Origin of the sequence: Paraglaciecola sp., from assembly GCF_051252315.1 — a bacterium.
GTDB lineage: Bacteria > Pseudomonadota > Gammaproteobacteria > Enterobacterales > Alteromonadaceae > Paraglaciecola.
Map to the genome: position 1 here is coordinate 1 of NZ_JBPOFP010000101.1, position 17329 is coordinate 17329.

At 39.4% G+C, this 17329-nt stretch carries 11 protein-coding genes; 5 read left to right on the forward strand and 6 right to left on the reverse strand.

Annotated elements, in window-relative coordinates; translation table 11 throughout:
- The 5 genes from ACSHXM_RS16740 to ACSHXM_RS16760 form a co-directional block, all read right to left on the reverse strand.
- Nucleotides 1-635 (reverse strand): DUF2989 domain-containing protein (locus ACSHXM_RS16740; RefSeq protein WP_435690575.1); only part of this gene is annotated, 635 nt, incomplete at its 3' end.
- Nucleotides 636-797: 162 nt separating this feature from the next.
- Nucleotides 798-2333 (reverse strand): amidohydrolase family protein, encoded by a 1536-nt coding sequence (locus ACSHXM_RS16745; RefSeq protein ID WP_435690577.1) that lies wholly within the window; start codon nucleotides 2331-2333, stop codon nucleotides 798-800.
- A 175-nt stretch (nucleotides 2334-2508) separates the two neighbouring features.
- Nucleotides 2509-5679, reverse strand: a complete 3171-nt coding sequence (locus ACSHXM_RS16750; protein WP_435690579.1) for a chondroitinase-B domain-containing protein — start codon at nucleotides 5677-5679, stop codon at nucleotides 2509-2511.
- A gap of 310 nt (nucleotides 5680-5989) precedes the next feature.
- Complete coding sequence (locus ACSHXM_RS16755; RefSeq protein WP_435690581.1) at nucleotides 5990-8431, reverse strand: glycoside hydrolase family 42; 2442 nt, start codon at nucleotides 8429-8431, stop codon at nucleotides 5990-5992.
- A gap of 123 nt (nucleotides 8432-8554) precedes the next feature.
- Nucleotides 8555-9649 carry a hypothetical protein gene (locus ACSHXM_RS16760; RefSeq protein WP_435690583.1) on the reverse strand — a complete coding sequence of 365 codons (1095 nt, stop codon included), beginning with the start codon at nucleotides 9647-9649 and terminating at the stop codon, nucleotides 8555-8557.
- Between the two features lie 170 nt (nucleotides 9650-9819).
- On the opposite strand from ACSHXM_RS16760, the gene ACSHXM_RS16765 reads away from it, so the two are divergent.
- The gene (locus tag ACSHXM_RS16765) at nucleotides 9820-10818 is read left to right on the forward strand and encodes a phospholipase A (protein WP_435690585.1); all 999 of its coding nucleotides are present in this window, start codon (nucleotides 9820-9822) and stop codon (nucleotides 10816-10818) included.
- Here the strand turns inward: ACSHXM_RS16765 and ACSHXM_RS16770 are convergent.
- A complete protein-coding gene (locus ACSHXM_RS16770; protein ID WP_435690587.1) occupies nucleotides 10801-12225 on the reverse strand; it encodes a cryptochrome/photolyase family protein in 1425 nt (474 codons plus the stop codon). The genes ACSHXM_RS16765 and ACSHXM_RS16770 overlap by 18 nt on opposite strands.
- A 136-nt stretch (nucleotides 12226-12361) precedes the next feature.
- Here ACSHXM_RS16770 and ACSHXM_RS16775 point away from each other — a divergent pair, with 136 nt between their 5' ends.
- The 4 genes from ACSHXM_RS16775 to ACSHXM_RS16790 all read left to right on the forward strand — a co-directional run bounded on the left by ACSHXM_RS16775 (nucleotide 12362) and on the right by ACSHXM_RS16790 (nucleotide 17218).
- Nucleotides 12362-13558 (forward strand): FAD-dependent monooxygenase, encoded by a 1197-nt coding sequence (locus tag ACSHXM_RS16775; protein WP_435690589.1) that lies wholly within the window; start codon nucleotides 12362-12364, stop codon nucleotides 13556-13558.
- 11 nt (nucleotides 13559-13569) lie between these two features.
- A complete protein-coding gene (locus ACSHXM_RS16780; protein ID WP_435690591.1) occupies nucleotides 13570-13953 on the forward strand; it encodes a hypothetical protein in 384 nt (127 codons plus the stop codon).
- A gap of 164 nt (nucleotides 13954-14117) precedes the next feature.
- Complete coding sequence (locus ACSHXM_RS16785; RefSeq protein ID WP_435690593.1) at nucleotides 14118-16502, forward strand: agarase; 2385 nt, start codon at nucleotides 14118-14120, stop codon at nucleotides 16500-16502.
- 182 nt (nucleotides 16503-16684) lie between these two features.
- Nucleotides 16685-17218 carry a 5' nucleotidase, NT5C type gene (locus ACSHXM_RS16790; protein ID WP_435690595.1) on the forward strand — a complete coding sequence of 178 codons (534 nt, stop codon included), beginning with the start codon at nucleotides 16685-16687 and terminating at the stop codon, nucleotides 17216-17218.
- Nucleotides 17219-17329: the final 111 nt, after the last annotated feature.

The following is a 17329-nucleotide window of genomic DNA, read 5'->3' on the forward strand; positions in this document are numbered from 1 at the left end:
GACTTAAAGTCATCACCTTTATTTAAGAAATACGTGATGTAAAACTTATAAACTTCAGGTGATAGTTCGCTTAATAACTCAGTACGTCCGAGCAATGAATCTGCTATGTTTTTGGCTTTTTCAATATTTTTAGATGCTGCTTCAGCCATCATGACAATAAAAACGTCTTGATGGACATTTTTTGCCCTGTTTACACCATTAATCATTGATTGCCAATAATCACGGTTACCTGTTTTTTTGTAAAGCCATAAGTTAATTTCGGGCCGCACGCCTTTGGTTTCTCTAACAATTTTATCTTGATATTTAGGTATATTCGCAATAGTAACAAAGCGAGATACTTCATCAGACTTTTTAATGGCACTTTGAGCTAACACTACATTATCAAGGCAGGCTTTGTATTTATCGAGGGTCGTTAGAGCAGCATAGGCATTTTTTACCGTTTTGCTACGACTTTGGATAACCAGTGCGCGGGCTGTTTCAGATTTTTGTATGCTACAAAAAGCACCATTGTGTATTAAGTCGCAAACTTTTGCGTTCTCTTTATCTGCACATAAAGTAATAACTGAGCCTGTTACTTCGTTTTTTGAACATGAAATTAAAAATACAGATATTAGAATGAATAAGATGTCACGCATTGCAATTTTCACATTAAGAAGTCGATGGCGTGTTAACAGAATAAACGCTATTCCTGATCTAAGCAATAAACCTCTAGATATGCAATTGGGGCTCACCTTTTCTAATTAGAACCTTGATTGGCCGGCAATATTTTTATACATCGAATTCAAGGTGCAGATTTTTTAAAATCCCCCCGGGTTACTTAAGAATAAACCAATGAGTTTGGCGGTAACTTTATGACTGCCAGCTAATTCTTTCACATCGGTTTTCAACTTTTCCAACTCATTGTTGGAATATATAGTTTCTCCCTTAAATACAGTATGGATGTTTTGGGTGTTGTGGATATCTGCAGTTGGATCGGCATCTAAAAGTAGCATGTCTGCTTGTTTACCAATATCTATGCTGCCTATTTTGTCTGAAATTCTAAAGTATTTTGCACCATTTATCGTCGCTGCTTGGAGAATAGAAAAGTTATCTAGCCCTGCTTCATGTAGTGCTTGTAATTCCTCATGTAAAGAAAAGCCTGGCACATTATATTCACTCCAACTATCCGTTCCCGCTAAAATAGAGACTCCAGCTAAGTGGGCTTGTTTGATTGTATCTGCGCTTAAGTGATAAAAATCTTCGAAAGCCTTTATGTCTTTTTCTGATAGATCGGTTCCGAGTTTTTCAACGTCTTCTTGCCATTCACGCTTTAGCATGTAATGGGCGTAATCTAGCCCATTAATTTCGTCTTGCAGGCCTGCGACAGCATAATAATCATTTCTTCTGGTCATAAGAGTGGGATTAATAAATACTTGGTTGTCTGCCAGCATTTTGTATTTAGATTGGCAATTATTATTGTCAAAGTTGGCAATTAAGAACCGGTAAAACTCGGGGAGAGGTGTACCCCAATGTTCTCCTCTTAACAAGGAATCGGCTTGAAGTGAGCAGTCGTACAAGAATAGTCGAGCATGGGCAACGGATCGCTGACCTGCATTAACTAACTCTTCTAGGCTTATGGCACGAGGTTTATGACCGGATAATTCGAAACCATTTTTCTGGGCATGCTCAGCAAGTGCGAAGTAGCCATCTTTGGTTACCTTGTTATAGGTTTTGATAAAAAATGGCCGTTCGTCATTATCGAAAGCCTTGTAATATTTAACCAGACTTTGAGCTTGTTGAGCGTTTCCTGCTCCATGAAAGTCCGGAGAATTAGGGTGAGTTGATTTATTACCATTTACTGGAAATGTACCCCAGCCTTGAATAGTTGGACCCACCATTTGTCCATTTAGTACCTGTTTTTTCCACTTAGCTTTGTCTTTTTGACATGCATACATTGAAGTTTTATTTTCATTTGGACAACTTAGGTTACTGCGAACGGATGTCACTCCATTGGCAATGTACAAAGGAAAATCAATTTCGGGGGACAGTTGAATGACGGTACTGTGGTTATCCCACAAACCTGGTAACAGATATTTACCAGTGCCATTAATTTGTATAGGTGATTGCTCACTAAACTTAACCTCTCCCTGATAAATTTTATGAATGACACCTTGTTTAATTTCAACGTTTTGTTTTGGCCTTATTTGTTTATTTACCACATCGACCAAATGTACATTGGTAATTACGTAGTGATTGGTTTTAGCCGGTACAGTAGGCCTGTCTATATTGATACAGCCGGCGAGTGAAATAAATAATATTAAAATAATGACAAAGCGAAATAATCTAAAGGGCATAGGTATCATTCAATTGGCTGAAAATTTGAGAGGTTAAACTAAAATCTAACCGAAAAATTTGGTGTTATCGATACTAAAAATGTAAGTATTGGTAAAACTTGTTACTAGAGTTAACCGAGACTAAACAGCAACCGATAAGCATGGCTTATCGGTTTCTATTAAATCTACCCTCTTATTATAAAGATGGGTGAGAGACTAAACGGAAGCTATCAAAATAGGCTTCAGTGCCTTCCTCCGGGGCTCCTTCAGCCGATAGACTAAAGTCATCTATTCGTATGTCGTCGCCTGTTGCAGACTGATATTGTGCAAAAATAGTCACACTAGTATTGTCACCGGAGTTAAACACCAATGCATCAGGCCTAAAGCTATCATCACCTTCATTATCTTCAGATAAATCAGCGAAAACCGAGTCTTTAGAGGCTATCACATCATCAGCGGAGAATACCCCGTCCTCAATTGCGTCACCAGAGTGGGCACCAAACAACACAGTTGCTTCAGCACTACCTTTTAACAAGTTATACATACTTAAAGTGTAATCAGTATTAGCCTGTACTGTAACGGTTTGTGCTATGTACGGGTTATATGGCGTGCCACTGTCGTCATCATTGTATTTAAACTTGATTGAACCATTAGATCCAGATGCTGAATTGTCTGAGTCTTGTACTTGGCCGATACCAGTCCCTTCGTTAACCACCCAATTGTCTTGCGCGTCATCAAAGTTAGGATTTTGAATATCTGCAAATCCTAAAACAAAGTCATCTACCGTTGCACTGATAACTAAGCTAGTCCCTTCACCAGAGTTAAAACTAATTGAGGTAAAACGATAATCAGAAAAATTCTCGTCCACAGAGTAAGTTTCACCACCTACAGTTGCACTTAATTTTGCCGCTCCTTTTACAAAAGCAGAGAAGGTATAGTTGGTGTTTGCTTCAACCGTTAGGGTTTGCGTTAAGCTATCAGTTGAACTGTCTAACTTAAGGCTACTGCCGCGAGAAAACACGTCTTCAAGATCGGTTGTAATTTCTGCATCTACATTTGTCCAACTGGCTAAACTTTGATTATCAAAATCCTCATTAGCTATGGCGACTTGTGCGATATAAGGAGTGCCAACAGGTGCGGTATAACTCAACGGCCCGACTAATTCAGGTGTTAACAATCCACGTACATCAGTAACGACTAGAGCTTGGTCTAATCTTTCATCGGCTCCAGAAAGTGTGTTATTAGAACGGGTTTCACCATCCATATCTTTCGAAGGTAATGAATAATCACCTGTTTCTGCAGATAAATCAGCACTTAAGTTTGCACTATCTACGGTAGGGCGATACAAACCATTGGCGTCAGCACTCAACATTGGGTCGGCAAAGGTAAATCCATCAACACTGGTTAAATCATCATCGTCTGCTAGAGACTGACCAAAGATGTAGTTACCTGAATACGAAGAGTTATTAGGCATCTCATCAGCATTTTTAAATACCGGACCAATAGCTTCGGCTACCACGTTATTTGCAAAATATACACTCTCTGGTTTGTCATCTTCATTCCCAGCGAATAAATTAATACTATTTACGCTATCTACCACTGTGTTGTTCGCTACCAGTACATTTTCAACCTCTTGGTAGCCGTTTGAAGTCGAACCGTCAGATGCACTAATTAAAATGCCCCCATAAAAATTTGAACTTGGATTACGAGCACCTTGAATATAGTTGTTAGTGACGCTGTGATTGGCATCTACTATTCTTACACCGCCCGAGAAAGGGTTACCGTCACCAATAATATAATTATTATCAATGATTGTACCTTCACCATGACGACTCACAATTGAACCTCGGCTGTTGCGAATAGTGTTATGTGCAACTGTCACCCCACCTGCTTTTACCGAGATAACTTCAGCTTCGCCATCAATTCGTTCAATATAGTTGTGTTCAATGACCGCAAATGAATCGCTGGTGTGGGAATCACTCGAACCAATACGAATACCTTCATATTCATTGTCACTATTATCAGCATATGCGACGCCGCCAATAGGTGGACGATCAGCAAAATAATTATGGTCTATTTGTGTGCGGTCTTCTGTACCATCACCACGTTCAACAATAAATAATGCGCCCCGTGTTTCTTTACCTGATACCCAGTTATGGTCAAAACGGTTTCCGCTACCATAGAATTGGAACCACTTAGTGCTGTTGTCTTGCCCAGCATCCATATTGATAAAGGTATTGTCTGTTACCCGGCAATTGTTACAGGCTGTATTACTGTTAGCGCGAGTTTGTAAAAGGCTGCTATCCATATTGCCGTCTTTAAAAATGAAACCTTGTAAAACGGCATATTCACCCGTCATACCAATGGAGGCATCACCATTGATAATCACTTCGCCTGGCACCGCAGCGGCTACTGTAATAGGTAATTCAGCAGTACCTGCCCCACCAAATTTCAATTCAAATTCACCATACGTACCGGAGGCAACACAAACTGTTTCGCCGGGTGTCATGTCAAAACTGACAGCATCTTCTAACGCGCTCATTGAAGAGACGGTTGTGGTGCAATTAATGTCCGGCACGTTATCGTTGTCACCAATCGAGCCTTTAACTAGCGTTGAAGCGATCACAGTAGGAGCGGGGACGCCAAATATATTAATAGAAATTGTCGTTGAGCTGCCATCTACTGAGCTGACGTTTATTTCTTCAATTACAGAGTCTGTCTCATCTACAAGAGCCATTATGGTGGCGTTATTTTTATCTAAGCGATAGCTCCAGCCCCCATTCTCATCAATAGAAAATTCACCATATGTAAAGGCTACGGTTTCTTGAGTTATAAATAGCCCTTCGTCTGTATCGGGGTCATTAATACTCAATGTGCCTGCTGTTTCAGTATTTACACTATTATTAATAGTGGCACTATCGACACCGGTACCCGTGCCAAATTCTGCTAGATCGTTAATGCCTACAAGCGTGATACTTATGTTTTGGCTTGTACCATCTACTGACGTAACAGCGATTGTATCTACTAACGTAGCATCTTCGGCTAAGGCAATTAGAGCGGTATTTGAAGAGTCTGCAGTGTAAGTCCACTGTCCATTAGACTCTAAGTTAAATGTGCCATAAGTGGTCGATATATTACTTTGGGCAGTCGCTGAGTTTTCGTTAGAATCAGGATCTGTGATGGTTAAATTACCTGACATAGTCGAACTATTTATGGCAAGGGTACTTGACGTATCTCCTGAAAAAACGGCAGCAGTATTACTTACTGGATTTCCATTATTGTTAGTTGGACCACCACCGCCACCACCACCACCACCACAGCCAGTTAGTGCCGCAATCATAGTTAATGTAATTAGATTTTTATTCATATTTAATCGTCCTTTTAATGATTACCAGCTAGTCTAACACTTGTTGTTACCAATATTGCAGTTTCATAACATACTGTTAACACTCCGGCTCATGAATTGGTATTACCAAATGCTGTTTAATCCTTTTTTAACAATGAGTTATGGTTTTGGTGTTTGTAGGTTTTTTATATAGTAGGAGAATGTGAAAGGGGTTTTATTTGTATTGTTTTTATTCTTTTATTGGTAATACCAATTTGTATTGGTTGAACTAACAAAAAAAGCACCTAATTTCTTAGGTGCCTTTAAAGTCATGAAATCTCTAGAAGATTGGTTATTGAGGCACTACCTTTAGTAGTAACACACCTTCAGATTTCAACTGAAATGAAGGCTCAAGAGTGTTGCCTGTCATCATGTTAGTGATAGACACTGATTGACCATCTCGTAGAGTTAAATCTAATTGAGCCGTATTGTGACCGACATTGAGTATATTGACTAAATAACTGCCATCAGCCTGCTTTACTGTGCGCCACGTAGTGGTCTTATGGTCTACGCTATTATCTTCGGCAATAACCACATTAGGCATTTTATCGGCGACTTCCGTTAGAGCTACCTGTTTCACTTTAGCTAAATTCGCGTCAGCTTCTAAAATAACCAGTTTGCCTTTACCTGCAATTAACTTATCTGTACGTGTTTGGCCATACTCGTTAAGGGTTAAACTATTAACATCTTGAATAATAGTCCCTCCTGTATTTAAGTACGCTTGTAATGCTGCAAATTCGCCATCACTCACGTTAGGGTTGTTGTATACAAGTACTGTGTCCCAACTGCTGTTATCTTGTTTTTCAATAATATTTTTAGTGACAAAACCAAGAGGCGCCCCTTCAAAGAAAAGCTCTTCGTAAAGTTTGTAACCCTTAGTCATATAGTCAGTAGTGTTGATGGCAGTAGTTTCTGAATAGAATAAACGTAACGGGCGAGCCTGTTCACGTAGTTCTACGATTTCCTCAGAAAAACTATTTAAGTCATACATGACCTGCGTCACTTCATTGGTCACATGAGGCTGCATATTATTTGAACCTGCGTAAGCGCCACCTAAACCGGGATCGAAGAAGTCTAAATCCCCTTCTAGCCTGTCTTCAGGAGAACCGTCAGGATCTCGTGCCCAGAACCAACCTGTGTTGGCATCCATTCCTAACAAGGTTGCTAACCAATAAACACTGCGTACATAGCTAGTACGGGTGTCTAAGTCGCGCCATTGGCCTGAAGATAAAAAGTGAGACTCTGAATTAAAGTTAATTTTGTTTGGTGCTACCGATTCCATAAAGTCATGGAACATAGCCACTTTACCCCATGAATAAGCGTATTTTTCTAGCCACTTAGACGACTTACCTGGGCGAATGTTCTTACTGCCGAATGCTTTGGCATCATGGCCCACCATAGTGGTTAATTCTGCTAGTGCTTCTGTATCTATGCCGCCAGAACGAGCATCTTCCATAAACATTCTTGGCATGATCTTAATAGACGTATGGGCATCAGAATTAACCGAATGCAATTCGTTTTGTACATAGCTGAACCAGTCTGTGGAACGGTCCATATTATAACGAGACCAGTCATACCAAATAGGTGTACCTAGTAAAGCAGGATCGATAGGGATCTCTATTGTTACCTGGTCGAAACTTTTGAAAGAAGTACCCCAATTCGTATTTAATTCTGCTAGGTTGCCGGTATATTTTGTGTCTAACCAGGCTCGGAATTTATTTAATGTATAAGAAGAAATGTCGTTCATTTCTTTGAATTTATGAGTCCAGTGGCCTTTTTCGGCATACCAGTGAGGTTCGTTTGCCAATACAAAACCTAACTCAGTGACTTTTTTGCCTTTGGTTAGTCGACCTGTTTCACGGATGATTTTACCCCACACATCACGAACAAGTGGGTTGTCGATATCGAAGCCTGTGAAAAGCGAACGCCCTTTGCGCACTTCTGGTTCTTGTTTTTCAATCCACTCGGGAATACCCATGATCCAGTAATATAGGAACCCAATGTTGGTATCAGGGATATCGGTGAGCTCTTTCATTAATTCCTGATTAAACGTGCCATCTTCATTGAGTAAAAAAGAGTTAATGGCGCGATCGTGATCAACTGGATAGAGGTTTTCGCCTCCGTGGTAAAGTGCACCTAAATGGTCGTTATAGACATCGGTATTGGTCAGTGGTTGGCCAACTGTCTTAGAAAAGTAATCGTAAGGAAAGATGGGTTTGCCATTACTAATGAACATATTGTCGGCAGCTTTGGTACCTTGCCAGTCAACTTTGTTAACTGGGCGACGTTTAATTTCGCCACGTAATTCTTGACCTAAAACGTCTATGCCTTTATCTAATATTTCGATGACTTTTTGACGTTCGAATGTAGGTAATTCAAGGGCTAGCTGTTTTTTGTTTTCAGCATAATAACGCTCATATCCAAAAGCTTTTTCAATAGTATCTGGATTGGCTTCGTCCCAATTGGCAAATTTTAGAAACTGCTCAGAAAACCAGACTATGGTTTCTTCACGGGCAACATCAATGTTTTTTGCACGAGCTTCATCCATCATGCCTGCTAGTGTTTTAAGTTTTACACGTGCTTGCTGTTCCAATTCGCTAGTGGCGGCTACCTCTAATTTAGTTGCTTCAGCTTTTACAGGCGTCGTATTGATTGATGTATTGTCTTGCTTATTACATGCTGTTGTTAGCAATAACGCTGAAGCAATCGATGCTCCTATCAAATGGCGTTTCATGGTTTCTCCCACAGTTTCTGTTAACAATATGTTAGTTATTCTTTATATTTCACATATTACATACTTAAACATCATATGTATACTTTTTGGGTGAATAAAATGAATAGTATGACTTATCTGGTGTTATGCGTTTATTGAGTGAGAAGAACGTAATCGCTCAACTTCTTGCTGGGATTTTTTAAGTTCTTGCTCTATTTCTTGCCGGGCATCGATCATTTCATTTGCAATCATAGCCAGGTATTTAAACTCGGCGAAGCCTTGTTTTCTTTCATCAATATGTTGATATTCCCGTTTACAACGGTAGAAAAACATCACAAAAGTGGCAAAAGCTTTTTGTAACGTGGTAAAACTTTTTACCAGTAGTATCACTAAAGCCAATAATGTAGCGAACATAATTACTATACTAATGCGTTCGATTTTACTTTCTTCTTGAAGCAGGATGTTTTTGACTTTTGTATCTAACATCGACAACTCAGCTTCCACCAAATGAGCTTGACGTCTAAATTCACCTTGTAATCCCGATTCATGATCTAAACCTAAGGTTTTTTGCGTGTTGACCAATTGCATAAATTTAGCTTGATAGTTGTCGAGTAGGCTGATTTGTGCATTTGACTGAGCGTCCGTTGAAGTAATTAATTCTTCTCGTAACGATTGATACAGTTGATTTTGCTTTTCAATATATTGCATGTCTAGCCTGAGTAAAAAGTCTTTTTCGGCTCGCCTAAGTTGAAGTAAAATAAGATGTGAATAGGTTTTACCGCCGGCTTGTAACTGGTTTTCTAATTGGTGATTAGCCTGTCTAAATTCACCTTGATAACCCGCCTCGGCATCAAGCCCCATATCAGTGTGCAACTGGACAAGTTGATTAAATAACTCTTGGTAAATGGTAAGCCCTTGTTGGACATTGTCGAACCAATCAGTTGAGATTGAAGATTGCATAGACAAGTCGTGTAGTTGCGAGAGCTCTTGGTTAAATTTGTTAGCTCGTATGTTAAATTGAGCAGCGTACTGGCTGTCTAGCCTGAGTAAAAAATCTTTTTCGTGGCGTCTAAGTTGTAGTAAGTCATTATTGAGCTTAAGTAGAAGTCGCCCCTGATTGTTTAATTCTATAAGTCGATGAGTGTTGTAAATTTGATTAATAGCAAGGATTGACATGCCTACCACGCACACTAACATGATCACAATTAAACGGCTTTTAATCGAACCTATATGTTTCATATCTCATTCTTTTATTTGCTAAAACCTTGTGGGATAAAAGTGTATAAAAATTTGCTCGATTTTATATGAAGGTTTTGTGATCTGAAGCTTGCAATATACGTTGAACTTGGCAAGATTGGCGGCAATTACATTTCTTATCCAGAAATCAGCCTAGTTGCGGGAGACAGCACATGTGGGGTAGGTTAGTTGTTGCTTTAGTCTTGTGCTCGAATTTGGCAGAAGCACAGCAAGTAGAAAGTGAAAAACGAAACACCACCAAAAGTGACGTGAATGCTTGTTTGTTGGTGGCAGTGATGAATGCCCGGCCCGAACAAACTGTCGGTGAGCTGATTGAAAACTGTGGAAAAGTTAAAACAAACCGGGTCAAAAAACGTCAAGCTTTAGAAGCTGAGGCTGCCAGTAATCCTTTCGCCATCTTGCCACATAAACCCAACTTCATCTTGCCGTTAACATTAACTAGTATTCGTCGTGAACCCTATAAAGATGTGGCTGTTGGGCCTAAGTTAGATAACTTAGAAGCTAAGTTTCAGGTATCTCTTAAATATTTAGCCTGGCAAGATTTTGTCTTTAATGATCTTGATTTGTTATTTGCTTTTACCTCTACCAGTTGGTGGCAATCATACAACGATGATATCTCGGCGCCTTTTCGTGAAACCAATTACGAGCCAGAAATGCTATTGAATTATAGACACTCTTGGTCGTTTTTAGGTTTACCTGTTGAGCAAGCGTATGTGTCTTTTAACCATCAATCTAATGGCCAAACAGGTTTGTTGTCTCGCAGCTGGAATCGCATAATTGGTGGTTTGGTGTTTGCTCAAACCGACAATGTAACTTGGGGATTTCGTACTTGGTACCGTATCCCCGAAGATGAAAAGCTCGATCCCAGTTCGCCAGAAGGAGATGACAACCCTTATATCGAACGTTACCTTGGTTATGGTGAATTAGGTGGCCTTTGGAATATTTCAGACAAACACACTTTAGAGTTTACCCTGCGCAATAATTTACGAAGTGATAATCGAGGTGCTGTGGAATTAGGTTGGTCCTTTCCTATAAACGGTAAGCTACAAGGTTATTTAGAATATTTTAATGGGTATGGTGAAAGTTTAATTTACTTTGATCAGCATACCCAAAGAATTGGTTTAGGCTTTAAATTAACCAATTGGTTGTAGAGGTATTTCTTTTTCCTTAAAGGTGTCTAAAGCTCTTTGACGAGATAATTTGAGGTCAACAATAGGTGCTGGGTAATCTTTGCCTAATCTAACCTTAGCTGACGTTAGTACTTCTGCAGGTGCATCCCATGGGTTATGAATATACTTGTCTGGTAAATCATTTAATTCAGGACAATATTTCCGTATGTAATCGCCACGACTATCGAACTTTTGTCCTTGAGTGACGGGATTAAATATTCGGAAGTAAGGCGCAGCATCTGCTCCTGTGCCTGCTACCCATTGCCAACTAGCACTATTCGAAGCTAGATCAGCGTCGAGTAGGCAATCCCAAAACCAAGCGGCTCCTTGTTGCCATTCGATCAGTAAATTTTTGACTAAAAACGAACCTACTAACATTCTCACTCGATTATGCATAGTTCCGGTTTGCCACAACTCACGCATGCCGGCATCAATAATGGGGATGCCGGTTTGACCCTGTTGCCAATTTTTTAAACTTGCGGGGTCATTGCGCCATCTAAAGTGCTCAAATTTAGGGCTGAAATTTTTGTCAGGTAAAGTGGGGAAGTGATATAACAAATAATACGAAAACTCCCGCCAGCCTAATTCACTTAGGTAACAATCTACGCCTTCTTGCTCTGTATTTCCTTGGACTGAATGAAGCACCGCAAACCAAACTTGATTGGGCGAGATTTCACCAAAGTGTAAATGAGCGCTTAGGCCGGAGGTACCCAGTAGACTTGGAATGTCTCTAGCAGATTTATATTGTTTAATGTGATTAGGTAAAAATTGACTAAGTCTTTCAGACGCACCTGACTCGCCAGGCGCCCATAATTTATCTATTTGAGTATGCCAATTTATTGAGGGTAATAAGTTAAGAGAAGAAACGCCCATATCTTCTTGTTGCAAATAATCTATTGAAAGAGTTTGTGGTTCAGGCGAGGGCATTCTTGGTGATTGAACCCGTAAACACCCATTTCGATAATAAGGTGTGAAGACTTTATAGGGGGTTTGGTCTTTCTTTAGCACCTCCCAAGGCTCCCACAATAATGAGCCATTAAAGGTTTTTACAGTCACTCCCATCTCTTTTAATGCTTGTTTTATTTGGGTATCTCGTTTGATTTGCCAAGGTTCGTAACAACGATTCCAAACTACACACTGAATGGAATGTGTTTTTACAAAATCGAGTATAACTTGCTGGGCATCACCACTTTTGCAATGTAGTTTATTATCCAAAGATTGATCTAATGACTGCAGTGAATGATGCAACCACCACTTACTTGCTGCTCCTAATTGAAATGGCTGAGGGCAGCTTGAATCAGCAATGTATAAAGGGACAATTGTGCCTTGCTCACTTGCAAATGACAGTGCAGGGTTGTCTCGCAAGCGCAAATCTTGTCGAAACCACATTAAGGTTTTGTAAGAGATAATATTTCCTTTAAAAACATAAACTTTCTTTGACAATACGTACAAAAGAAACAAATCGATCAACTATTTCTGACTAAATGATAATATCCTTTTTATTATGCTTTCAATTGATAAAAACATGCCTCGAAAAATTGCTATTGCAGGTGCGGGAATTGGTGGACTATGTGCAGCTCTGGCTCTAACCAAAAAAGGTTTTCAAGTTGACGTATTTGAACGCTCAAAAGTTTTAGGGGAAGTGGGGGCAGGTTTACAATTAAGTCCCAATGCTATGCATGTGCTACAAGCATTAGGTTTAGCCGATAAAATAAAAGCGCTTTCTTTCGCTCCTCATGCAGCGGTAATGCGTCATTATAAAACGGGTAACGAATACTTTTGTGTGCCCTTAAAACAGCACTGTAAACAAACATACGGAGCTGAATATTTACATATTCATCGTGCCGACTTACATCACGTTTTATTTACCGCTTGTGTGGAAAGTGGTGTGAAAGTGCATTTAGGAAAGAATGTTGATGTTTATGAAATAAATGGGTCACAAGTTGATCTTAAATTTGAAAATGGCGAAAGCCAAATAACGGATATATTAATTGGTGCAGATGGGATCCGTTCTAAAGTACAAGCCTGTATGTTAGGTGCTCATAAACCAGAATTTACAGGACAAGTTGCTTGGCGTGGTGTTGTGCCTGCTTCATCTTTACCTCAACATTTAGTTAAACCCAATGCCAATTTATGGGTAGGTCCAGGCCAACACTTTGTTAGTTATTATTTACGTGGTGGGGAATTAGTTAATTTTGTCGCAGTAGAAGAGCGTAATGATTGGCGACAAGAGTCTTGGACTGAACCAGGGGATATAAATCAACTAAGGTCACGCTTTAAGGGATGGCATCCAGAAGTAACAGAAGTTTTAGATGCAACAGAGTCTTGTTTTTTGTGGGCCTTGTATGGCCGCAAACCGTTAGATAAATGGGTCGACAATAACGTCGCATTGTTGGGAGATGCTTGTCATCCAATGTTGCCTTTTTTAGCCCAAGGTGCAGCCATGGCGATTGAAGATGCTTATGTTTTGGCGGAGTGTTTAAACCATTCTATAGATACACCCACTGGACTAATGGCATATCAAAATCAGCGTATGCAACGCACAAGTAATATTCAACGTGAGGCCGCTAAAAATGCTAGTTTATATCACATGTCTACCCCTGTAGATCGGACAAAACTTTCTATATTAGGCATGTTATCCAAGTTAGGTATTAGCGATAAATTGGCGGCAAAAAAACTTGATGGCATATATTCATATAACGTAGTGAAATCAGTAAGTTGATGGCTCCTTTGATGCAAGAGGTAAAGCCTGTTTATGACCAGTTTTCGCCAAAGATGAAAAAACATTTGCTGCAAGTACGAACATGGATCTTTGAAATAGCCCAAACAAATGATGATATTGGCCATGTACAAGAATGTTTAAAATGGCAAGAGCCGAGTTATGTAACAAGTGGGCCTAAATCTGGCACCACACTCCGTTTAAGCCAAGTAGATACAGAACATTATGGATTGTTCGTACACTGCCAAACCAGTTTAATTGAAGAGTTTAAATTGGTTTATCCTGATTTAACTTATAATAAGACTCGGGGAGTGGTGTTTGCAGCGAACCTGCCAATTAAAGGAAATATTATTAAACAGTTTATATTTATGGCGTTGACATACCACCAAAGAAAATAGGCATTATTCTTTACCTTATAGCTTGCATTGGTCTTACCTAATTCAATTTAATTATATATATTGTTAACAATATACTATTAACACTGCAGTAACATGTGTTATGTTTTAGTTATGAATTATTATTGCGCAAATTTTATGCGCGGTTGGTTGTGAACAGGATTATTATGATGATTAATAAATCGAACAAAAAACGTGGATCAAGTTTGTTACTTGCTTCTATTGTTGCACCGCTGTTGGCTGGTTGTAATGCTTCAGATTCAAAAACTGAAAATACCGCAAGTAGCCCAAGTCAGGCCAGTCAAGCGGTAGAAGAAGTCATGATCTATGACTTTGAACAGGGCGAGGTGCTTACAGAGATTAAAGTTAATAATGGTACACCAAGTATTACCTCTGACGACCTAGCAATTAGTGGCAAACACTCGTTATTAGTTGAGTTTACAAACTCTCAAGCTAGTTTTTCACTCCGTCCAAACACGCCATACGATTGGAGCGAATATAGCGACTTTAATTTAGCTTTTGACTTAACCAATAAAGGAACTGAATCTGTTCAACTTGATTTGATTATCAGTGATATTGACGGTAAGTCATACACCAGAGGTTTAGTGGTACCAGTGGGTAAAACCCAAACCCATTACGCAAAAATGGATGGCCATGATCAAAAAGAGCCAGTTTGGGCTGCGCAAGGCGAGTTTAACTTTGAATCAGGTTTTCGTTCAAACCCAGTGACTTGGCAATCAGATGACAAACAAGCTTATTCTTTTTGGGGCACGAAACGTTTAAATATAGCGGGTATTCGAGGTATTTCGTTTCATGCTAAAGGTATGTTGAGCGATAGACAATTCACTATAGATAACGTTAGATTGCGCCAAAACCCTGAAATGGATAAAAACTTTTTAGTGGGTGTGATCGACCAATTTGGTCAAAACGCCAAGGTGGATTATCCAGGTAAAATTAAGTCAGAGGAACACCTTAAACAAGTGACTCAAGCCGAATTAGATACCCTTAAAGGTGAAACTATGTCGGACAGGTCTAAATTCCACGGTTGGAAAGACGGCCCTAAACTTGAAGCCACAGGTTTTTTCCGCACTGAAAAAGTAGAAGGAAAATGGGCCTTAGTAGACCCTGAAGGATATTTATATTTTTCTACTGGTATCGACATTATTCGTTTGTCTAACTCGTCAACTATGACGGGTTATGGCTTTGATGAAAAATTCATTGCTAAACGTACTGCAGATATGACAGTCGCTGAAGATGATCAGCCACTCAACCGAGTAAACGATGAAGCGATCCCAAGCCGTCATGTAGCTAACGAAATTCGTGCTAAGGTTTTCGACTGGTTACCAAGTTATGATGATGATCTAGGTAATCATTTTGGTTATCGACGTGAAACGCAAAGTGGGCCATTAAAAGAAGGCGAAACTTTTAGTTTCTACAGTGCAAACTTAGAGCGCCGTTATGGTGAAACCTATAAAGAGTCGTATTTAGATACATGGCGTAATGTAACCGTTAGACGTATGAAAGACTGGGGTTACACCTCACTAGGTAACTGGTCGCAAGATGCTTATTATGGCAATAATCAAATTCCATTTGTGGCCTTTGCCGACATTATTGGTGAGTTCGGTACCTTAAGTAGTGGTTTCGACTTTTGGCATGGTGTACCTGATGCTTTCGATCCTAGGTTTTATGAGCGCGCTGTGATTGCCGCAGAACATGTGTCTGCACAAATCAATAATACGCCTTGGTGTATGGGGGTGTTTATGGACAACGAACAAAGTTTTGGCCGTAGTACCAACCGCGAATCTTTATACGGTATTGTAATTAATACATTAGGCCGTGATGCCGCAGAAGTACCCGGAAAAGCGGCCTTTACTAAAATCATTAAAGACAAATATAAAACCATTGATGCTTTGAATAAAGCTTGGGCTAAAGATGTAGCTTCATGGGATGCTTTTGCTAAAGGTATAGACGCCAGCTTTAACACAGATGAGCAAGAAAAAGATTATTCTGAATTGCTTTATCAATATGGTGTGAAGTATTTCTCTACAGTCAACAAAGCGATGAAGTCTAAAATGCCAAATCACTTGTACTTAGGATCTCGCTTACCTCTATGGGGTATGCCTCCGGAGATCTTACGTGCAGCGGCGGAAAACAGCGATATCATTACCTACAATGTATACAAAGAAGGCGTGATACCAGGTCAGTGGGATTTCTTAGAAGGTTTAGATAAGCCAAGTCTAGTAGGTGAGTTTAGTTTTGGGTCTGATGATGCGGGTCATGTTCACCCTGGTATTGTGATTGCGGCAGATCAAAAAGATCGTGGTTTAAAACTGAAGAACTACCTACATTCGGTAATAGACAATCCGTACTTTGTTGGCGCACATATGTTTCAGTACTCAGATGGTCCTATAGCAGGTCGTGCCTACGACGGTGAAAACTACAACTCAGGTATGGTACGCATTACTGATGTACCTTATGAACATATGGTAGAAGCTGCCAAAGAAGTGCATAAAGATCTATATCCTAGACGTTACGGCTTTTTGAAAAAGTAAAAATTGCTGGTGGTGTATTAACACCATCTAGTTTGATTGGTGATATTTAAACGGGGAAGCTCTGAAAAGAGTTTCCCCTTTTTTCGTATTAAAAAGTTACAAGGGAAGTCAAAATTATAAACTTAATTTTGATATTATGTGTAATACATTGCTAATTATCACTAAATAGGAGAAGAATAAATATGGCTAAAAAGAGTATTGCGATTGATATGGATGACACAGTTGCAGATACCTTGTCCCGTCATTTAGATTGGTACAAAAATGAATTTGGTATCTCCCTTGAACGCCAAGATATGTTGGGTAAAAAAATCTATGATGTAGTGGCTAAAGAACATCTGACTGCAGTTAAGAAATTTCCTCATCATCCTGAATTTTTTAAAGATTTACCGGTTTTTGAAAATGCTGTGGAAGTAATTAAGGAATTGAGTCAAACCTATACTATCTATTTTGCCAGTGCCGCCATGGAGTACCCAAGTTCATTCACGGCTAAACATCAATGGCTCAAAAAGCATTTTCCATTTATTAACGATCTAAATTTTATTTTTTGTGGTTACAAAGGCATGTTGAATTGTGATTTTTTAATTGATGATAGTAGTTGTCATATTGATGCATTCTGTGGGCAAGGTTTGTTGTTTGATGCCGTGCATAACCATTTTGAACAGGGTTATGACAAGGTAGCTAATTGGTTGGAAGTAAAAAGTAAGTTATTGGGTTAACACATTCTAGCTTGAGTCTAACTAACCTTGTCAGTTAGGATTTTTTCCATAGGTTTTGCAGTTTTGAATAAGAGAAAAAATCATAAGGTTGCCAATGGTGCGGTATGAGTT